Genomic DNA, 13,618 nt, shown 5'->3' on the forward strand with positions numbered 1-13,618 from the left:
TTAACGTAGCGACACTAAAATTTCTTTTTTCAAACTCACTAAAAATAAGAGAGAGGAAATAAAATAAAATGAATGTTCCAAAAGATTGAAAAAATCAGGAAACCAGAAACCTTCCACAACGGTGAAAATATTACTAAGCCATACGCAGAAAAAACCAAAAATCAGAAAATAGAATTTGGGGATGAGACCTGACCAAAGCAAACGCAAAGTAATGATTAACCCTACGCTATCAAAGATAAGATTTAATACTTCACTTATTTGATACATATTCTACTGAACCCGTAAGACCGAGATTCCCTAGAGGACAAACTATAACAGGATTTTGTTTGTGGTAAAGTGATTATTTATAGAATTAGGAACATAAAGTCGTTTTGGCCGAAAAGAATTCGATGCCAATGAAGAAATTATGATTGATTAAGACTTAAACCGTTTCATACAAAAATAGAATGTTAGATTTTCCCTTCTTATCATTTTCCGCAAAAATTGAAATCATTGGGATCAACCCTTTTGTATTTTTGCCTGAGTCCGTTTTGCAATCGTTAATGGTCCAAGCAGGGACAACCAAGGGCAAAATTCGAGTCCATATGAAAATCGAAGGATTTGCATTCACACAAACACTGGTAAAGTATAGTGGGCACTGGCGACTCTATTTAAACACACCCATGCGGACGGTTGCAAAAAAAGAAGTAGGAGACCGGGCAAAGTTCGAAATCAGATTCAATCCAGAAAAAAAAGAACATCCCGTGTCTTTAGAGTTAAAAAAGGCATTGGAACAAAACAAAAAAGCAAAAGCAAAGTTTAAAAGTTTAAGCCCTTCCCTTCAAAATGAATTGATGCGCTATATCTTTGGACTCAAATCGGAACAAACAAAAATTGAAAATGCAGAACGAGCCATTCAATACTTGTTAGGGAAAGGAAAGTTTCTTGGCAGGGAAATCAATTAATCCCCACCTATTTTCCATTATACGAACATCAAACCAAATCCATAGGTTTTGTTTTTGCCAATCGCAGAACATCCGCCAGGAATTTACGATGACTAATGATAGACTCTTGTTTTAGTTCCCTAGTAGGATTAAAAATTCCACGTTTACGGAATACTTTCCAAGGATCCAATTTGATGTCCGACCAAGTCCCAATTTCTAAGGTCAAAGGAAGAAACCGGGGACTATTCATATCTATAAATGGCTTTATTTTCTGATATTCATTGTACATCCTATCCCAAAGATCACCATGAGTCGTATAAGTTTCACTTTGAGGTCCAAACCGATACAATATATGATTAAACTTAGTTGTTAGATGGTTTGCAATTTTCTGGAACAACCCTTCGTCCACACATTGTTCATGTGTTCCGGCATATGGCCACCAAACATGATCTACAGCTCCGAAACCAGAATGAACATCCACTACTGGAATCATTGGATTCTCGGCAGGTAACAGATATTCGGCGTAGAACCGGTCCAACACCTTAGATTCTGACTGTAAAACATTTCCCCGATAGTATGGGAATACATTGGAAATTTTATGTCCTCCAAAGAAAAAAGGTGCCTTCACGGCCTCCACACCTGAGTTTCTCATCAAATCAACGCCACCCGGGTTCGACCTACGTTTCATTGCGACTCCGCCAGGATTTAAAATAGGAATACAAACAATTCCCAATTCTCCATCTTTAATTTCTCTGTATAAATCGGATGTTTTACGAGCAAAAAGATCATCCAAAAAATCCAAGAGAACACGAATGCCTATGGTTTCGAGTCCATGTACACCGGCGACAAGACCAGCTACGTTTCGTTTGATGGCTTTTTCTTTTCCAATTTCTAAAACATAAATTGGAAACCGAAAGCCTTCGGCTGTTTTTGTGGAAAACCCAAATTGTTTGAATCGAATAAGTTTGCCACCTAACTTTACAATTTTTAAAATTCTATTTTCATATCGATTGAGACGTTTCATTCCTCTAAGCATCAATGATTAACCTACAAATCCTTGTTCTATTACTAGAAACTGCGGATCCAAAAAGATCGGAGCCGACAGAACTCACTATCTGAAAGAGAATCATTTTGGAGAAATTCTATTTAATTGATTTATATTACAATTTGATTACGAAAAAAGACAAATGGAAGAAGGAAAAAGAAAAACAAAGGAAATGGGACCAGTGCTCATAAAAATAATTTCCTGAATTTCATTTACGACAGAACTAATTTTTTTTTAAAGTTGATCTCATGGGTCAACCCGCAAAAAAAACTAAATCCAAAAAATACAAGGAAGAATTCATCACAACCAATGGTGTAAAAATCCGAGTAGGGATCTGGCCTGGTTCCAAACAAACCGTTGTTTGTCTACATGGATTGTCTGGAAACTTATATTCCATGAAACCTCTGGCCGAACGATTGAACCGTTTAGGATATAGAGTTTTGTCTTATGATTTACGCGGGAGAGGAAAATCGGATAAACCAAAGTCTGGGTATGGATTTTTAAACCATATCAAAGATTTGAGAGGAATCATTTCTCATTATAAAATCAAAAATCCAATTTTTTTTGCCCATTCTTTCGGATGTATGATTGCTATCCGTTATGCGATTGCTTATCCTGAAATTGTAAAAGCAATGATCCTTATGGATGGAGGGGGACTGCTCTCTCTACCAAAAAGAATTCAAGTTTTAAAAGTCTTAAAACAATCCTTTGAAAGATTGGATGTTACTTATCCAACAGTCTCCGAATATTTAAAACTCATCAGAAACTCTCCTCTTGTACCGCACTGGTCCAAGGAAATAGAAGAATACTTCCGATTGGAACTAGAAAAATCAAAGGATGGATTTATCTGCCATATGCCAGGTTTTGTGATGGAAGAAGAACTGAAAGAGATGGGTGGTTCTATGTATTTTTCCAAAATACTCAAATACCTAATCAAAGATCCCAAACGAGTGATTACAAAAATCAAAGAAAACAAAATATTAGAGTTTGAAAAAAATCAGTCCCCTACGCTGATCCTCCGTGCTACTGAGATGAATTTATTTCCCAAAGATGACTTGTTACCAAAAGAATCATTTGCATCTATGTTGGAACGAATTCCCAATTCTTTGGGATTCGAAATCAAAACAAACCATTATGGAATCCTTTTTGATAAACTGAAAGAAAGAGATAGTGCCATAGAAAATTTTCTCTCTGGTCTCAATGAAAAAAAGATTAAATGATCTCGCGTTAACCACGCAAAATAAATACGAAAGCGATACTTCCTTGATCACACAAGACCATCGAAGTTACAGATCTTAGTAAAATAGGGAATTTCTATATAAAGAAACTCCCTATTCGATATTTTTCTATGGATGGCCTTTCCCCTTACACTTTCCACCCTTTACTGTAGAATCCCAATAACAATCAGGGCTTTTTAGACACTTGGTACTATCTGGTTTTTTGGTACAAAGTTTATGCACTTTGTCCTCCACCTTATCCGGGTTTAATGCTGGTTCATTTTCAGCAGTTTCTACTTTGCCTTGCATTTGACAGGCGAGATCATTTTCCTCACACTCTTCCGCCAATAAGGGAGAAAGAGAAAAAACAAAAATCACAAGTAATTTTAGAATTAAAAATCGATTCATATCTACTCCTTAAACTTTCCCAATTTCATAGAGGGTAAGTATACCGAGGGTTAGAACCTTAAATCAATAAATTTTTTACTCATTTTCCTGAACGACTCCCTGATAGAGTAATCAGAATTCACGAATCAAACATCCAGAGCAATTGCGTTGACTACTTCCGTACAATTCCTAAGTTATGGTTAGATGCCGAACCAATTGATTTTGAAATGAATCTTTTTGGTTTGCCTAATGGATCTCAACTCAATGAAAACTCATACGGATACGGAACGATGTTCCTGGTGTTTGAAATTTGACCAATACATAAATTACCACGATGAAGAATGGGGTGTACCCGTTCACGATGATAAAACGCATTTTGAATTTTTAATTTTAGAAGGGGCACAAGCAGGGCTCAGTTGGGCCACCATCTTAAAGAAACGTGAAGGATATAGAAAATTATTTGCAAACTTTGATCCCGTGAAAGTCGCAAAATTCACTGATAAAAAATTAGAAACCATCCTTCTTGATCCATCCATTATCAGAAACCGATTGAAGGTATTTGCCGCTGTCAACAATGCAAAACGTTTTTTAGAAATTCAAAAAGAGTTTGGTTCTTTTGATTTTTACATCTGGGGTTTTGTAAATCACAAACCAATCCAAAACCGACGAAAGAGTTTACAAGAAGTCCCCGCAACCACAAAAGAATCCGACGCTTTGAGTAAGGACTTAATCAAACGTGGATTCAAATTTGTAGGAAGCACGGTCATCTACGCACATATGCAAGCTTGTGGTCTTGTCAATGACCATGTAGAAAGTTGTTTTCGTTATCAAGAGATAACTCTTACCTCTTCAGAACCCCGTAAAAAATAACATTCACAACTTCCAATTGAAACTCATGAATGTTCAAAGGAATGGTAATAGAATTTTTATTACTAAGAATCATTTCAATAGAGGAAAGAAAGAGATGAACCGCCACTTCGGGCATAAAACCATCTCGAAGTTCTCCTTTCATTTTTGCCATATTGAAAATTTTACCAATCGATTCAGGGATTTCTTTTTCCCTTCGTTTTTTAAATCGTTCCATTTGTTGTGGGAACATTTCTGAAATCTCTCGGATAAACAAATCATTCATGACATAAGGTGATTCTTCCACTAGTGAGCGGTGCATTTTGGAAAACTTTTGCACCGCGGTTAAGGTTTCATCACTTGCAATCTCTTGAATGATCTTCTGGATCTCAGATTGTTTATGCTCCATATAAACTTCCATAAGGTCTTGTTTATTGGAATAATATTTATACAAAGTTTTACGACTGATCTTCAAAGAACTCGCAATCTCTTCCATTTTCGTTTTGGAATATCCATACTTCAGGAAGAGTTCTTCTGCTTTTTCTAATATTCTAACTTGAACAGGATCCAAACTAAAAAACCCTCACTTTTTCCTTTGTTTCATGGAATCAATCAATCGTGTTATGTACTGGTAGACCGCGGGAATCACGTAGAGAGTTAGAATCGTAGAAGAAATCAATCCTCCAATCACAGTCACTCCCATACTCGTTCTTTGTTTCGATGCTTCATTGAGCCCAATGGCCACAGGTAACATACCCGCAATGAGTGCGATCGATGTCATAAGAATGGGTCGTAACCTTGCTCTACCCGCTTCAATCAGCGCCGTCCTCGTATCCACTCCAGTATTTTGTAAGTCTTTTGCAAAATCAATGAGAAGAATTGAATTTTTTGTGGCCAATCCAAAAAGTAAAATCATTCCAATGTTAGCAAATATATCCATTGATTTACCGGTGAGATAGAGACCGAAAAATGCCCCCGTCATTGCCAAAGGAATCACGACCAAAATGGAAATCGGGATGATAAAACTTTCATACAAAGAAGCAAGCACGAGATAAATAAACACAACCCCGAGTCCAAGAGCGATGGCCATATTCTTTCCCGTAGATTCTAAATTTTCTGTTTGTCCACTAAAGGATACTTTGATTCCTTCAGGGAGCGGTAGATCCTCTTTCAATATCCTTTGTAACTCGGACATTGTGTATCCAGACCCACGTCCATTAGGATTTGTATCTGCGGAAATTTCAACCGAACGACTTCTATTTTGCCTTTGGATGGTGGCAGGCCCGGTGGTAGAAACCCCAGAGGTCACAAAAGAAAGGGGAACCAAATAACCGTTGATATTCGGAACCATCACTTGGTGAAAGTTTTTTTCTATGTTCCTTTGCTCTTCTAACATACGAACACGAATGTCGTATTCTAGATTTTTTTCTCGGAACACGGCGGAGGTATCACCTTCCACAATGGTTCTTAGTTCTTTACCCAGAGACTGCGGATTGACACCTAACTTCACAATTTGTTCTCCTTTCGGAACAATTTTAAATTCAGGAGCACCATCTCGCAAACTGATGTCTGGATCGGTTAAGTCAGGGATTTTTTTAATTTTTTCAAAGACAAGTTTACTATAGGCTTCCACTTTCTCTGCTTCATTTCCTGTGATCACAAAAGAAAATGATCTTTGCCCCCCACCGATTGCATCATAGTTTTTGACTATGGGTTTTGCATCTGCAAAAGGAATCAGTTCCTTTCGGATGTATTCCTTGAACTGAGGTGTATTGAGTTTTCGTTTTTTGGAAGATACAAGTTCCACATAGATATCAATTTTGTTTTGTTTTACATATCCGGCAGTCAAACTCACTTCTTTTTTCGATCGTAAAAGTGCATTCACTTCCTCGTTTAACTTTTTGGTCGCTTCCACACTAGAACCTGGTGGCAACTCAAAAGTAACTGTAAATTGTCCTAAATCTTGTGTGGGAATGAACTCCGACTTCAATGTTTTGGATACAAAGATACTACTGACAAAAATAAAGAGAGCGATAGCCAAAATAAATAATGGATGTTTGGTTGTGATCTCCAAAGTTCTTACATACCCATTGGTTAGTTTTTCTTGGAACCTGTCAAAAGCACGTAAGGGGATAGAAAGGATCCTTTCGATTTTACCAGGTTCTTTGGACTTGAGTTCTCCACCAAAGTAGGCCGACATCATCGGTGCAATGGTTAAAGCATCGTATAAGGAGATGAGTAGAGCAAAACAAACAGTGAGACCAAAAGGACGTAAAATTTGCCCAATCACTCCATCAATAAAAGCAATCGGTCCAAACACAGCAAGGATGGCAAACGTAGTCGCAAGAACTGCAAGAGTCACTTCTTTGGTTCCATCAAGGGCCGCTTGTTTGCTATCTTTACCCATCTCTTTATGTCTATGGATGTTCTCTCTGACTACAATCGCATCATCAATGAGAAGTCCCACCGCAAGAGAAAGGGCTAGGAGAGTCATTTGATTGATGGAAAATCCAGCAAGGCTCATCAGGATAAAGGAACCAAGGAGAGAGGTAGGTAGAGCAAGGCCTGTAATCAGAGTGGAACGAACACTTCCTAAAAAGAATAGAACCACAATGATGGTCAGTGCAATTCCAATGTAGATCGATTCTTCTACGTCCCAAACATTATCTTTTACCACCTTAGAAGAATCATTATAATAATCGAATTTTACTTCCGGAAATTCTTTCTGAAGGTCACTGACTTTCTTTTTCACTCCTTCAGCCACCTGTACCGAGTTAGCTCCCGATTGTTTATAAACCAGTAAAAACAAAGCTGGCTTTCCATTCCAATAGGCAAGAGAAGTGACATCTTCCGAACCAACAAGAACCCGACCCACATCTGACAATTGAATGGGGATTTCGTTATTCAAAAAACTAATCGGAACATTCCTGATTTCATCGAAACTACGGTATTCATTGATTGTTCGAAAGGATAAATCCGACTCTTCCCCGCGCACTTTACCTGCAGGAATATTCGCACCACCCGCAGCAATTTTCTGTGAAACTTGTGAAGCGGACAAATTCCTTGATTTCAATTTGTTTCGATCCAGCTCCACCCAGATTTCTTTTTTTCGTCCACCGACAATGTCCACAGAACCCACATTGGAAACAGAAATTAACCTTTGTTTGATGGTTTCGGAAGCAAAATCATAAAATTCATTATCCCCTAGTTTGGATTGGAGGGAAATACTCAAAATCGGTTGGTCTGCCGGATCCAATCGTTTGATGACTGGTTCTTCCAGTTCTGCCGGTAATTTTTTCTTAGCAAAGGCAACCTTGTCTCGGATTTGTTGCTCCGCGTAACTGATGACTGTTTCCGAAGTGAACTCAGCCACAATCACAGCCGAACCTTCATTACAAATGGATCTCAGTTTTTTTAATCCGGAAATCGTAGAAAGTTCGTCTTCAATGGGTTTGGCGACTAAGGTTTCAATTTCATTCGGAGCCGCACCAGGATAGGTAACATTGATGGATATGGTAGGAATACTCATATCAGGGAAGTTCTCGACCCCGAGTTTACCAAAACTCACAATTCCGACGACAACAATCAGAATTACGGTACAGGCGATGAATACAGGCCTTTGTATGGATAATTTTGCTAAATTCATTGGTTTTCCTCTGTGTTAAGTAATGTTAGTTGTTCTGGATCTAAAGAATATTTCTCAAAGAAAGTTCCTTTGGAAATTTCATATTGAACTATGGCAATATTGTAAGTAATGAGAGATTGAGAGTGACTAGATTGAGACCGAACATAAGCATCCATTGCATTTCTTAATACAACAGAGGTCCCTCTTCCGTTGCGAAACGCGGACAAAGCTTTATCATAAAAAAGTTTACTTTCCTCTTTATTTTTTTTGGCTTCTAAAAAGAGTTCATAACTAACCGTTAAATTTTCTCGTTTCGATAATAAATCAGCCCTTACTTTATTTTGAGCTTCGGTCCATTCTAACTGTGCTTGCCTTTTTTCTGATTCGGCTTTTTTATATTCTGCTTCTGCAATTTCATTTCCTAAAGGATATTCTAATTTGAACTCAGCAGTGTTTTGGTTGAACCTTCCCCCAAGGATTCCATAAAAATCTTGTGGAAACTGTTGGTCATAATTTTTAAAATTGTATGTCCCACCTACAGAAAACTTTGGCAACAAACCATTGTCTGCTGACTTATAATTGTCTTCAGAGTTTTTTAGCTGCAAAAGTGCGGCCCGCACATCATATCTTTTTTCGAGGGCAGTGAGCACCTCTTCTTCATAATTCGAAGTGAGTCCAATTTTCTCTTCAATCAAAATGGGTAAAAAAGAAAAACTTTCTTCCGGTTCCTTTCCAAGAGAGGCAAGTAAATCCCGTCTGTTTTTGTTTCTTTCTAATTCTGAATTTTTAACAGCACTGGTAGCTGTTAAAACAATCGAATTCCATTGATGGATATCACCCGTCGTATCAAATCCAAAGTTTGCTTTTTTTGAATATATATCTCGAATTGTTTTTGCGTTTCCAAGAAGTGAGGAGTTCGTTTCTAGAATTTCTTCTGACAAACTCAAATTCCAAAACTCAATGAGTGAGTTCACCAAACTTTTAGATAAAGAATCCAAGGTATTCAATCTTTGGATGGAAGAAGACCGTCTAGCAGTCGCTAATTTCAACCTGTCTTGATAACCGAAAAAGTTTTTCAAAAGATCTTGGCTGATATTAATTCCCACAGTGGCAAAATGATAAGAAGGTTGGGCAAAACTGGAGAACCCACTGGAATTTGGTGTTTTACCAGCATTCGTTTCGAAACGATTGTCGATCACCGCAATTCCGAGTGAGGTTCCTGTGCTAAACTTTTTATTGATTCCCGCCTGCAGGGTGTTATCGGTAATTCTTGTTCCTTGGATGGCGTATTGTGGAAGGTTAAAGTTTGTGGTATTCTTCGCCGTCCCTTTCGCCTCCGCAGTCCAGGCATAGGCTCCGTTTGCTTTTTCCCAATCGTAGTTTGTGGTCTTTAACTGGAGTTTCAATGTCTGCAGACTGACTTGGTTTTCCCATGCCATTCGCAGGATGTCATCCATCCGCAAGGTGTTCGTTCGCACTGGTTCTTTGGCGGAAAGGGGTCCTAATGCCGTGAAAACTGCGAAAAATACTGCCGAGAGGCAAACGGTGGTAGAAGGTATCTTGGTTTCGATCATTTGCTTTGGAAACATAATTTGTATCCTTTGTTTCTTTAGGAAACAAATAAAGTTTTCTGTGTTTCCAAACAAGCAAAAAATGAAAAACTAGAGAAAAGCAAAAATCTGCCGGATTAGTACGAGGATTGATTTGAAATCGTAAGGAAATTTATGACTTTTATGGGAACGTGGGCTCAAAGTCCAGGTGCGATGTGAGAATCTATGAAAAGAATCCAGAAAGGTTTTTCAATCAGGGTCGATTCCCTTAAACCAAAAACCTTCTGGACATGGTTGAATTCGAATCTACTTTTTTTCGGCAACCACTACCGCTTTGATCATTTTCCATCCCTCATCGTTAAGATAAAAAGTGTAAAGAGATTGGAATTTCATGACCTTACTTTCCAAGTCCGCTTTTACAAATCCGAACTGATCCAAAAATTCAATTGAATGAATTTTCACATCTCTCTCCACTCCACCGATCTTTCCTTCCTTCAGAGAATCGATATACTTTGTTTTATCGGAACTAAATACAGATCCACTTCCTTTCATAGAAACACTATCTGTATAATCGGAATGAAACCCAAACTCCACTTCCGTTACCCTTCTTTCATCAATATTTTTCATAAGAGAGATAAACTCACCTTTTAAAGAATCCTGATTTGTTTCCCACTTTGTTTGATTTGTCATCGCCTTTCTCCTAAAATTAATAAAACCTAGTCACAACTTAAACTTTAATTATTGTTGCTATAGCAACAATACGGATAAAAAAAATCAATCCATCGATTCTTCGTAAATTTGATCAATAATTCGTTTGAAATTTTTAAAATCCTGGGCCGAAAGTTTTTTAAACATTCGTTTCCGTTCTTCCGTTACCACAGAAACCATCAATAAATAAATCTCCGAACCTTTTTTCGTTGGATACACTTGGTTTTTCCTACGATCCTCAGGATCTGCTTGAATTTTGATCCATCCCTTTTCTTCCATATTCCGAAGGGCTCGTGCCATAGAGGGCCTATCATCAAAATCCCTACTCAAATCCGATTGGCTACAACCAGGTTGTTTCATCAAACGAACAAGAACAAACCACTGCTCAGGATATAAATCCAACCCATTTGCCGATGCCAATCTCATAAACTGACGTCGCAAAGATCGAACAGTCCTATAAATCAAATAAGCATAGGAATTTTCTAAATCGAAAGAATCTGACATATGTTGCTATAGCAACAATAATTCCATTTATATTTTTGTCAAGAGAATTGTTATCATTAGACTACAATCGGACAATAGAGTTTCCCCTTGACAGCGCCAAGAGCTTATTTATAGTATAAAGTTTTGCACAAATTTAAAGGAGTATTAGAATGAATACTAAGAACAAAATCTGTTTGACTCATTATGATTATGAACGACTCAAATCAATGATCCAGGAATATACCAAAAGAAACAAAATGGATGCTAACGTAAAAGATCTATTAGGTGAAATGGAAAGAGCACAAAAAGTGGATTCAAAAAACATCTCACCAAACTTTGTGACAATGAATTCTGTGATCGAATTGAAAGATCTAGAAGAATTGGCCTTCCAAGAATTTAGATTGGTTTTCCCAGAAGATGCCAACACCAGCGAAAACAAAATTTCTGTTTTGGCACCCATCGGAACAGCAATCTTAGGTTATAAAATTGGCGATGTGATCCAATGGAAAGTTCCCGGCGGACAAAACCAATTCCAAATCACTAGTATCAAATACCAACCAGAAGCAAACGGAGACTATCATCTCTAATCGATTACAAAAAAGGATCATCCAACCACAAGAGAGAAAATCCAATTCCTTCTTGTGGGCGTTCCCGATCCAATCTGAGAGAATCCTCTCACGATAGAATGGGCCGGGCTCCTTCGGGGTCCGCTTCGCTTCCGTCTGCCTTTCGGCAGACCAAGCCCTACGTATCCCTAACGCTTGTCATGTTTCGTTTAACACAACCTTACATTGGTTTGAAATTTTTGTCTCATTTTCAAAAAGGCATTTTAAGATACGACCACCACCAGGAATGATCCAACGACAATATTCACTCACATCTTCTTTGCATAACCCTTGTGATTTAGCTTTCATAGAATCCGAAAGAGAACTCTCTGCAGCATCACATGCTTCTGAGAGGTTTTTCCCACGTTCTTTTAAACATTGTAAAATTCTGGCTTTGGTAGGTTTTACTCCCTTACAATAAGTGGCAATCTCCGATTGACAAGTCTCATAAATGGGTTTTGCCTCGGCAAACAAAGACAGGTTAAATAAAAAAATGAGAATTAGAAAGTATGGTTTTATCATCAAAATAGTTCCTTAATTTAATATACAATGGTTTTGGGAAGGTACGATAGAATCAATTTCCGTTTCTATGAATCACTAAAACAAGTTTATTATATTGTTATTTTGAAACTTACATTGCACAAAATTGGGAAATTTTCTAAAAATCACCGACTTCGCGAGGTTCCAACACCTCCTATTCTTTAGTGAATCTTCTTATCTGAAAACCACAAATTATCGTTGGTATAAAGCAAAAAGGAACGAAGAAGGCAGCCGCAGAAAATACCCCAATTTTAAAACTTGGTTGATCAGTGATTGTTTGAGGATTCCATTCTTTTCAAACCGGTGTGCCGATGTAATGGCAGGAAATGGCAATAGAACAGGCCAGAAAGTTTTTCTAAAAACTTTGCTGAGTTCTGTATCCTCAAATATATATTCTAAACTTAGATCCGATTTCCATAACCTCCGATCAAAAAAGATACAATGGTCAAGATACACAATCCCCTGCAACCGCACGCGGATCAAATTAGAATACCAGGATATAAATTTTAAGATAAAATGTGATTTATCAAATTGGTGAAAAAACCCACCCCAAATCATTTCGCCTTCTTTCTTGCAACTAATTTTGATTAGATGATTAATTGCCTCTTGGGGTAGTTTGGTTCGCGGATGATGGAAAAGTATGATATGACCTTTTGATTTATGAAATCCAAGATTCAGTCTTTCTGCCCTTGTATAGGCTTCCAAACGACTCACTAAAATGATCTCTACGTCCGGATGATTCTGGAAATCTTTAAGAGACTCCTCGAAAAGAGAATTTTCCCCATTGTCAGTGGGAACCACGACACTCAGCATAAATCTAGATCCCCGTTCACCGACGAGTTCTTCTCACAATCCATTCTGCAAATAGGAAATTAACCAACCAACCAGCTCCCATCATCAAATCTCGAGGAAGACCCGAAGGATCTCCTCCAACCAAAACAAACCAAGGTAAATGTGTAAACACTTGAGTGCCGGCGCCCATTCCAATCGCATAACCACGAATCATCCAATGGCTATGTTGGGTGATTTTTTTTTGGAGAATAAAAACAAAACCAACGAACAAACATAAAATCATCCAAACACCAACAATCATTCGAATTCCGAACAACCAATCTCCATCAGTGGGAACTCTCGGAAACACAAGAGTGAGCCATAACCCAGAGAATGCGGAGATAAGACCCATAAATACAAGAAGCCGTCCAGAGATTCGATGCCAATTCAGATATTTCTTTCTAAAACCTGGAGCGAACTGAAAAGCACCCAGAAAACTAAAAAAAACAACTGCAACAATATGAATGAGAACAGGAATTGGATCATTAAAGAATCTTTGGTTTTCTATATTATAACCAACACCAGTTATGATTTGAATGAAACGAATGACTCCAGCGATACCTGGAACTAAACTCAAAAAAAGAAGAGAACCGATAATCATATAGTCTTTTTTTGAAAGCGATGTCATACTCAACATTGGCTCATTATCCTAATAAAATAAAGATCCGGCAACTAAAAAAGATTTTAGAAAAATATAGACTTTTTAAATCGATTCGAATTTCTGTGACTAACAGATGTTATGAATACAAATCCTATTCCTTCTTTTTTCTTTGGCCAGTTTACTCAACGGACAATACGGTTTGTACAAAGCTGGGGGTGTTGATGATATTGGGATATTTGGGAATACGGGCCGGTTTT

At 37.8% G+C, this 13,618-nt stretch carries 15 protein-coding genes; 4 read left to right on the forward strand and 11 right to left on the reverse strand.

Annotated features, from left to right (window positions below):
* Positions 1 to 267 carry a hypothetical protein gene (locus tag JWG41_RS05645; RefSeq protein WP_205268967.1) on the reverse strand — a complete coding sequence of 89 codons (267 nt, stop codon included), beginning with the start codon at positions 265 to 267 and terminating at the stop codon, positions 1 to 3.
* A gap of 179 nt (positions 268 to 446) precedes the next feature.
* Here JWG41_RS05645 and JWG41_RS05650 point away from each other — a divergent pair, with 179 nt between their 5' ends.
* Positions 447 to 944: a YdeI/OmpD-associated family protein gene (locus JWG41_RS05650; protein ID WP_205268968.1), complete on the forward strand. Its 498-nt coding sequence runs from the start codon at positions 447 to 449 to the stop codon at positions 942 to 944.
* A gap of 28 nt (positions 945 to 972) precedes the next feature.
* Here JWG41_RS05650 and JWG41_RS05655 read toward each other — a convergent pair whose 3' ends face one another.
* Complete coding sequence (locus JWG41_RS05655) at positions 973 to 1,959, reverse strand: M14 family zinc carboxypeptidase (protein WP_205269002.1); 987 nt, start codon at positions 1,957 to 1,959, stop codon at positions 973 to 975.
* Positions 1,960 to 2,216: 257 nt separating this feature from the next.
* Here JWG41_RS05655 and JWG41_RS05660 point away from each other — a divergent pair, with 257 nt between their 5' ends.
* Complete coding sequence (locus tag JWG41_RS05660; RefSeq protein ID WP_205268969.1) at positions 2,217 to 3,188, forward strand: alpha/beta fold hydrolase; 972 nt, start codon at positions 2,217 to 2,219, stop codon at positions 3,186 to 3,188.
* A gap of 126 nt (positions 3,189 to 3,314) precedes the next feature.
* On the opposite strand, the gene JWG41_RS05665 is transcribed toward JWG41_RS05660, so the two are convergent.
* The gene (locus tag JWG41_RS05665; RefSeq protein WP_205268970.1) at positions 3,315 to 3,593 is read right to left on the reverse strand and encodes a hypothetical protein; all 279 of its coding nucleotides are present in this window, start codon (positions 3,591 to 3,593) and stop codon (positions 3,315 to 3,317) included.
* Positions 3,594 to 3,836: 243 nt separating this feature from the next.
* On the opposite strand from JWG41_RS05665, the gene JWG41_RS05670 reads away from it, so the two are divergent.
* Complete coding sequence (locus tag JWG41_RS05670; protein ID WP_205268971.1) at positions 3,837 to 4,442, forward strand: DNA-3-methyladenine glycosylase I; 606 nt, start codon at positions 3,837 to 3,839, stop codon at positions 4,440 to 4,442.
* Here the strand turns inward: JWG41_RS05670 and JWG41_RS05675 are convergent.
* From JWG41_RS05675 to JWG41_RS05695, 5 genes are all read right to left on the reverse strand, one after another.
* Entirely contained in the window at positions 4,414 to 4,989 is a 576-nt protein-coding gene (locus JWG41_RS05675; RefSeq protein WP_205268972.1) for a TetR/AcrR family transcriptional regulator, read from the reverse strand. The two genes, JWG41_RS05670 and JWG41_RS05675, sit on opposite strands and share 29 nt — an antisense overlap.
* 12 nt (positions 4,990 to 5,001) lie before the next feature.
* A complete protein-coding gene (locus JWG41_RS05680) occupies positions 5,002 to 8,064 on the reverse strand; it encodes an efflux RND transporter permease subunit (RefSeq protein WP_205268973.1) in 3,063 nt (1,020 codons plus the stop codon).
* Entirely contained in the window at positions 8,061 to 9,632 is a 1,572-nt protein-coding gene (locus JWG41_RS05685; protein ID WP_205268974.1) for a TolC family protein, read from the reverse strand. The genes JWG41_RS05680 and JWG41_RS05685 overlap by 4 nt, the downstream gene beginning before the upstream one ends.
* 267 nt (positions 9,633 to 9,899) lie before the next feature.
* Positions 9,900 to 10,283, reverse strand: a complete 384-nt coding sequence (locus tag JWG41_RS05690; RefSeq protein ID WP_205268975.1) for a nuclear transport factor 2 family protein — start codon at positions 10,281 to 10,283, stop codon at positions 9,900 to 9,902.
* Between the two features lie 84 nt (positions 10,284 to 10,367).
* Entirely contained in the window at positions 10,368 to 10,805 is a 438-nt protein-coding gene (locus tag JWG41_RS05695; RefSeq protein ID WP_205268976.1) for a MarR family winged helix-turn-helix transcriptional regulator, read from the reverse strand.
* A gap of 149 nt (positions 10,806 to 10,954) precedes the next feature.
* Here JWG41_RS05695 and rnk point away from each other — a divergent pair, with 149 nt between their 5' ends.
* The gene (gene rnk / locus JWG41_RS05700) at positions 10,955 to 11,371 is read left to right on the forward strand and encodes a nucleoside diphosphate kinase regulator (RefSeq protein ID WP_205268977.1); all 417 of its coding nucleotides are present in this window, start codon (positions 10,955 to 10,957) and stop codon (positions 11,369 to 11,371) included.
* A gap of 177 nt (positions 11,372 to 11,548) precedes the next feature.
* Here the strand turns inward: rnk and JWG41_RS05705 are convergent, their stop codons facing one another.
* From JWG41_RS05705 to JWG41_RS05715, 3 genes are all read right to left on the reverse strand, one after another.
* Positions 11,549 to 11,911, reverse strand: coding sequence for a cysteine rich repeat-containing protein (locus tag JWG41_RS05705; RefSeq protein ID WP_232373750.1), 363 nt, complete (start codon positions 11,909 to 11,911; stop codon positions 11,549 to 11,551).
* A gap of 210 nt (positions 11,912 to 12,121) precedes the next feature.
* Positions 12,122 to 12,742, reverse strand: a complete 621-nt coding sequence (locus tag JWG41_RS05710) for a glycosyltransferase family protein (RefSeq protein ID WP_205268978.1) — start codon at positions 12,740 to 12,742, stop codon at positions 12,122 to 12,124.
* A gap of 16 nt (positions 12,743 to 12,758) precedes the next feature.
* Positions 12,759 to 13,388: a DUF2306 domain-containing protein gene (locus JWG41_RS05715; RefSeq protein WP_205268979.1), complete on the reverse strand. Its 630-nt coding sequence runs from the start codon at positions 13,386 to 13,388 to the stop codon at positions 12,759 to 12,761.
* Positions 13,389 to 13,618: the final 230 nt, after the last annotated feature.

Origin of the sequence: Leptospira chreensis, assembly GCF_016919165.1 — a bacterium.
In the GTDB taxonomy this organism is placed as follows: Bacteria; Spirochaetota; Leptospiria; order Leptospirales; family Leptospiraceae; genus Leptospira_A; species Leptospira_A chreensis.

What these genes read in the sequence shown, in the direction of transcription:
- JWG41_RS05695 (WP_205268976.1), bottom strand. Translation starts at nt 10,805, where the DNA reads ATGTCAGATTCTTTCGATTTAGAAAATTCCTATGCTTATTTGATTTAT.
- JWG41_RS05660 (WP_205268969.1), top strand. Translation starts at nt 2,217, where the DNA reads ATGGGTCAACCCGCAAAAAAAACTAAATCCAAAAAATACAAGGAAGAA.
- JWG41_RS05690 (WP_205268975.1), bottom strand. Translation starts at nt 10,283, where the DNA reads ATGACAAATCAAACAAAGTGGGAAACAAATCAGGATTCTTTAAAAGGT.
- JWG41_RS05645 (WP_205268967.1), bottom strand. Translation starts at nt 267, where the DNA reads ATGTATCAAATAAGTGAAGTATTAAATCTTATCTTTGATAGCGTAGGG.
- JWG41_RS05670 (WP_205268971.1), top strand. Translation starts at nt 3,837, where the DNA reads ATGAAAACTCATACGGATACGGAACGATGTTCCTGGTGTTTGAAATTT.
- JWG41_RS05665 (WP_205268970.1), bottom strand. Translation starts at nt 3,593, where the DNA reads ATGAATCGATTTTTAATTCTAAAATTACTTGTGATTTTTGTTTTTTCT.
- JWG41_RS05710 (WP_205268978.1), bottom strand. Translation starts at nt 12,742, where the DNA reads ATGCTGAGTGTCGTGGTTCCCACTGACAATGGGGAAAATTCTCTTTTC.
- JWG41_RS05650 (WP_205268968.1), top strand. Translation starts at nt 447, where the DNA reads ATGTTAGATTTTCCCTTCTTATCATTTTCCGCAAAAATTGAAATCATT.
- JWG41_RS05655 (WP_205269002.1), bottom strand. Translation starts at nt 1,959, where the DNA reads ATGCTTAGAGGAATGAAACGTCTCAATCGATATGAAAATAGAATTTTA.
- JWG41_RS05680 (WP_205268973.1), bottom strand. Translation starts at nt 8,064, where the DNA reads ATGAATTTAGCAAAATTATCCATACAAAGGCCTGTATTCATCGCCTGT.
- JWG41_RS05705 (WP_232373750.1), bottom strand. Translation starts at nt 11,911, where the DNA reads ATGATAAAACCATACTTTCTAATTCTCATTTTTTTATTTAACCTGTCT.
- rnk (WP_205268977.1), top strand. Translation starts at nt 10,955, where the DNA reads ATGAATACTAAGAACAAAATCTGTTTGACTCATTATGATTATGAACGA.
- JWG41_RS05715 (WP_205268979.1), bottom strand. Translation starts at nt 13,388, where the DNA reads ATGACATCGCTTTCAAAAAAAGACTATATGATTATCGGTTCTCTTCTT.
- JWG41_RS05685 (WP_205268974.1), bottom strand. Translation starts at nt 9,632, where the DNA reads ATGTTTCCAAAGCAAATGATCGAAACCAAGATACCTTCTACCACCGTT.